Here is a 4975-nt window from a genome sequence, read left to right on the forward strand (position 1 = left end):
GATGGGAATTCCGTATGCATTACGGCTCGTTGAACGCATCGTTCGACGATCACGGCGTGCTGGTCCGTATCGCGGCGGAGGACGAGACCTGCCTCTCCTATATGAAGATGATCTTTGCCGGCCATATCGCCGCGCATCTCAGCACGACCGAAGGATTGCGCTGGCATGGCGACGGCACGGACGCTGGAACGCCGGTGTTCTTCCGCGAAATAACGGTGCTGTCCTCGACGAAATTGTCGCCGCATATGCAGCGCCTGCGCTTCTCCGGCCGCGACCTCGGCCGCTTCGCTCATGGCGGATTTCATGTCCGCCTTCTGCTGCCGCCGGCCGGGCGGCAGGCGGTCTGGCCGACCATGGGCGCCGACGGCCTTATCGTCTGGCCGTCGGGCGAGGATGCGCTGACCATCCGGGTCTATACGATCCGCGCGCTGGATGTGGCCGAGGGCTGGCTCGACATCGACTTCGTGCTGCATCCGGGCACCGAGACGCCGGCAGCGACTTTCGCGCAGAATGCGCGGGTCGGCGACATCATCGGCATGATCGGTCCCGGCGGTGGCGGTTTGCCCGAGGCGTCCAACCTGCTTCTTCTGGGCGACGATACCGCGCTTCCGGCGATCGGCCGGATGCTGGAAGAGCTGGCGCCGTCCGCCCGCGCCGAGGCCTTCATCGAGGTCGATGGTCCGCGAGACCGAGTGACGTTGGCGGCAGGCGAGAACATCGCCGTCCGTTGGCTCTACCGGCATGGCCGCGAAGCAGGCCGCGCCGGCCTGCTTCCGGAGGCATTGCGCGAATGCGCCCGGCTGCCATGCCCTGACGATCTCTATGTCTGGGCGGGATGCGAGTTCGCCGACTTCCGCGAGATCCGCCGGATAGCACGCAAGGAATGGGGCTTGCCGCGCGACCGGCATCTGGTCACCGCCTATTGGCGCCGCGGCGCGCAAGGCGAGGACGGAGCCGGCGAGGAATAGCGCCGTCTCGTCTCAGTCGCGGTCGCTGACCATGGCGATCGCCGGCGCTGCCAGCAGCGCGACCACGCCCGCTCCGGCAAACAGCGCACCATAGCCGAGATGCTGCGCCGCATAGCCGGCCAGGATGCCGCCCGCCATGCTGACCAATGCGTCCATGCACTGGAAAAGCGTGAAATCGACGCCCGCTTGCCTCGGGTCCGACCAGCGCATGAACTGCGCATAAAGCGCGACGAAGCCGAGCGCCATGATGCCGGAGGAACTCAGCATTGCGACAGCTGCCAGCGGGCCTGCCGGGAAAACGCCCGAAAGCGCGAAGGCGGCGAGGACGAACAGCGATCCAGCCTGCAAGACGAGCGCGAGCACAAGCACGCTGCGCGTGCCCAACCACCGGACGAGCGCGCCGCCGGCAAGGGCGGCCGCGACGCCGAGGATCATGCTGCCGGCGCCGTTGACCAGGCCGATGGTGGAAAGGCTGAGCCCGGCATCGACGAGAAACGGGCCGAGCATCGCTAGCGCCGCCTTCTGCGCCAGAACGTAGATCGCCGACGCCACCAGGCCGCGTTGTATCTGCGGACGCCGCAACGCCATGCCGAGCGAGGGCACGTGGTCGCGAACTTCCTCGTGCGACCGGCCAGCGACGCCGAGCAGGAAGGGCAGGCCGAGCAGCACCAGCAGCGAGGCCATGGCCGACACCGCCGGACGCCAGCCCTGGACGTCGACAAGGAAGAGGAACAGGCCGCCGCCGATCGCCGAGCCGAGATAGGCGCCGCCGACCTGGGCCGCATTACCCCAGCCGAGATTCTTGCCGGCAAGGTTCTGCACCGCAAAACCGTCGCAGGCGATGTCGACGGTCGCAGCTGCAAAGGCAACCACCGTCAGGCAGGCGACCACGGGCCAGAAAGCGGCCGGGCCGAGTTGTGCGACAGCCAGCAGTCCGGCGATGGAGACCAGGCCACCGATGAGGACAATCGCGCCGGTTCGGTCTCGTCCCGACAGCGGAAGCCGGTAGCGCTCCACTGCCGGCGACCACATGAATTTCAGCGCCCACGGCAGGGCGATCAGGGTAAGCAGGCCGATACGGTCGAGCGGCAGGCCCTGGTCGCGCATCACGGCCGGGAGACCCGTCCAGGTGATGCCACCGATCACGCTCTGGGCCACATAGAGGCCGCCGATCGCCGCAACGATGGCGGCCGGCGACGAGGCGGCCGGGTTCGAGGCGGAGACTGACATCAGAAACGATAGCGCAGGCTGCCGAACAGCGAGCGGCCCTCGTCGCGGTAGCAATAGCCGGCCGAGCAGATCGTCTGCTGGTTGTCGAACAGGTTCTTGGCGTTGATCTGCAGCTTCACGCCTTCGAGCTTCGGATTGCGGTAGCCGAAATCGTAGGACAGCGAGGCATCGACGAAGGCGCGCGCGTCGTTCTTGAAAGTGTTGGTGTCGTCGCCGTAGCTGGCGCCGGCGAAGCGCACACCGGCGCCGAGTCCGAGCCCATCCAGCGTGCCGTTCTCGAATTGATAATGGCCCCAGAGCGACAGGATGTGATTCGGCGTCGCCGACAGTTCCTTGCCGTCGGTACCTTCGGCGCCGCGTTCGATCTTCACGCGCAGATAGGTGTAGGAGGCGATGATGCTGAAGCCATTGTCAAGCGAGGCATTGGCCTCCAGCTCGACGCCGCGCGAGTTTAGGTCGAGCTGGCGCTGCTTGTTGATGCCGGTCGAGGCGTCGAAGACGACGCCGTCCTTCTGGTCGATGTCGAACAGCGCGGCGCTGACGGTCGCGTTGCGGTCGGGGATCTCGTATTTGACGCCGATCTCCTTCTGCGTGGCGATGGTGGGGCGGGCGACGCGGCCGACGGAACTCGTAATGTCGTCATAGACGAAGCCGATGTTGGGCGAGAATGAGGTCGAATAGTTGACGTAGGGAACGATGCCCCATTCGGTCCGGTAGGACAGGCCGACGCGGCCGGAGAAGGCGCTGTCCTTCTGCTTCGACTGGCTGAAATCCGCCGCGGTGGAGGTGGTGTCGATCCAGTCGTAGCGGCCGCTGGTGAACAGGGTGAAATCGTTCCACTCCATTTGGTCGTGCAGGTAGACGCCGAGCTGGTTCATCTCCTGCCCGCCGGAATGCGGGACGGGGGCGGCCTTGATGTCCTCGACCGAGACGTAGGAGAGCCCGCTGCCGGCGTCATAGTCCGACCAGGCGTAGTCGATGCCGGCAATCGCGGTGTGCTTGACCGGACCGGTGTCGAATTCAAGCTGGGCCATGTTGTCGACGACGAAGTTCTTCATCGCTTCCGTGTAATGGCCCCAGTAGCGCTCAAGCGGCTGGTCGGCGCCGACCGAATAGTGGCCGCTATATTCGATGTCTGAATCGACGGCGTTGTAGCGCAGGTTCTGGCGCACAGTCAGCCAGTCGTTGAAGCGGTGCTCGAACTCATAGCCGATGCGCCCCTGGTCCTGGGTGAAATCGTTCCAGGCCGGATCGCCTTCATAGATATTCGACAGCGCGCCATAGGCGGAGTTGTAGAAAGCCGCGGTGCCGCCGGTGACGGACTTCGAATATTCGCCGAGGATGGTGAGCCTGGTGTCCTCGTCCGGCTTGAAGGTGACGGCCGGCGCCAGATAGAGCTTGTCGTCGGGATAATCGGGCAGCCCGGTCTCGCTCAGGCGGCCGAGGCTGGTGAAGCGGTAGAGGATGCTGCCGTCGTCATTGACCGGCCCGGAAGCATCGAGCGCGGCCTGGAAGCGGTTGTGTTCGCCGGCCAGCAGCTCGATTTCATGGAATGGCTCGTCCTTGGGCCGTTTGGTGACGACGTTGACGATGCCGCCCGGACCGCTGACGCCGTAAAGCGAGGAGGCCGGTCCCTTCAGGATGGTGACGCCCTCGATGCCGTAAGGTTCTGTCTTGAACCAGGCGGAAGGGCCGTTGTACTGGCGCAGCCCGTCGCGGAACATGCCGTTGTAGAAGGCCTGGAAACCGCGCAGGAAGAAGGCGTCATAGCGCGTGTCGAAACCGAAGCTGTTCGGATTGGCGCTGGCCGTATAGCCCAGCGCGTCGTTCAGCGTACGCGGCTTCTGGTCCTCGATCTGCTTTTGCGTCACGACCGAGACCGCCTGCGGGATTCTGGCGATCGGCGTGTCGGTCTTGGTGCCGATGCGGTCCTTCTTGGCGACATAGCCGTCCTGCTTCAGGATCTCGTTGCTCTCGGCGGTCACCTCGATCCTGTCGAGAACGGTGGCGTCGCCGCCGTCCTGGGCAAGTGCCGGCCAGACATGGCCGAGGATGGCGCTGCCCGCCAGCAATGATAATCCCCGGCGCCACGTCCTCGACCGCTTCGGCATTTCTGTCTCCAATACTCATATTTGATCACGCCTCCGCGCTCTCAAATATGAGTTTGTGAGTCAAGTATTTTTTGACGCCTCCTCGAACTTGATGGCGTCACGCCACGTCAGCCTTCCTGGCAGGCCGGGAGAGGAGCGATGTCTTGCTCCGGCGCCGATCCGCGACGCAGGCCGAGGAAGACGACGATGGCGGTAAGCATGGTGATCGTCGCCAGCACGATGAGCAGCCGGTCGAAGGCCGTCTCGTAAGCTTGGACCAGGGCGCTGGCGTCGGCCAAGTGCAGACGTTGCACCGGTTCGCTGATATTGCCGGTTGCCAGCAACTGCGCCGCTGCGACCGCTTCGGCAGGCGAGGCCAGTCCTTGAGCGCCGAGCTGCGTGGCCGTGAAACCCGACAAGACTGCCATCACGATCGCCAGGGCCACGCCCTCGCTGGCGACGCGGGTGGTGTTGAAGATGCCGACCGCCATGCCGGCGCGCTCCTTCGGCACGACGCTGACCGCCAGTCCGTCCATGAGCCCCCAGGGCAGGGCGATGCCGATGCCGATCAGGACCAGTGGGGCCACCAGCGCGCCGTCCGCCGCGGGCACGCGGCTGAGCCAGACAAGGCCGGCCGCGGCGACGAGGAGGCCAACGCCGCAGATCGTGGCGGGCGCGATCCAGCGC

At 65.4% G+C, this 4975-nt stretch carries 3 protein-coding genes and 1 pseudogene; 1 reads left to right on the forward strand and 3 read right to left on the reverse strand.

The genetic code is table 11. From position 1 onward, the window contains the following. The coding region (locus EOA24_RS27170) for a siderophore-interacting protein (RefSeq protein ID WP_133374627.1) at positions 1 to 968 on the forward strand (968 nt) is incomplete at its 5' end. Between the two features lie 12 nt (positions 969 to 980). Here EOA24_RS27170 and EOA24_RS27175 read toward each other — a convergent pair. From EOA24_RS27175 to EOA24_RS27185, 3 genes and pseudogenes are all read right to left on the reverse strand, one after another. Then, positions 981 to 2198: an MFS transporter gene (locus EOA24_RS27175; RefSeq protein ID WP_126081598.1), complete on the reverse strand. Its 1218-nt coding sequence runs from the start codon at positions 2196 to 2198 to the stop codon at positions 981 to 983. Next, on the reverse strand, positions 2198 to 4309 hold the full coding sequence (locus tag EOA24_RS27180) for a TonB-dependent siderophore receptor (protein WP_210211609.1): 2112 nt from the start codon (positions 4307 to 4309) through the stop codon (positions 2198 to 2200). Before EOA24_RS27180 ends, EOA24_RS27175 begins: the two co-directional genes overlap by 1 nt. A gap of 107 nt (positions 4310 to 4416) precedes the next feature. Beyond that, a pseudogene (locus tag EOA24_RS27185) lies at positions 4417 to 4975 on the reverse strand (MFS transporter); the annotation flags it as partial.

Origin of the sequence: Mesorhizobium sp. M2A.F.Ca.ET.039.01.1.1 (genome assembly GCF_003998035.1) — a bacterium.
In the GTDB taxonomy this organism is placed as follows: domain Bacteria; phylum Pseudomonadota; class Alphaproteobacteria; order Rhizobiales; family Rhizobiaceae; genus Mesorhizobium.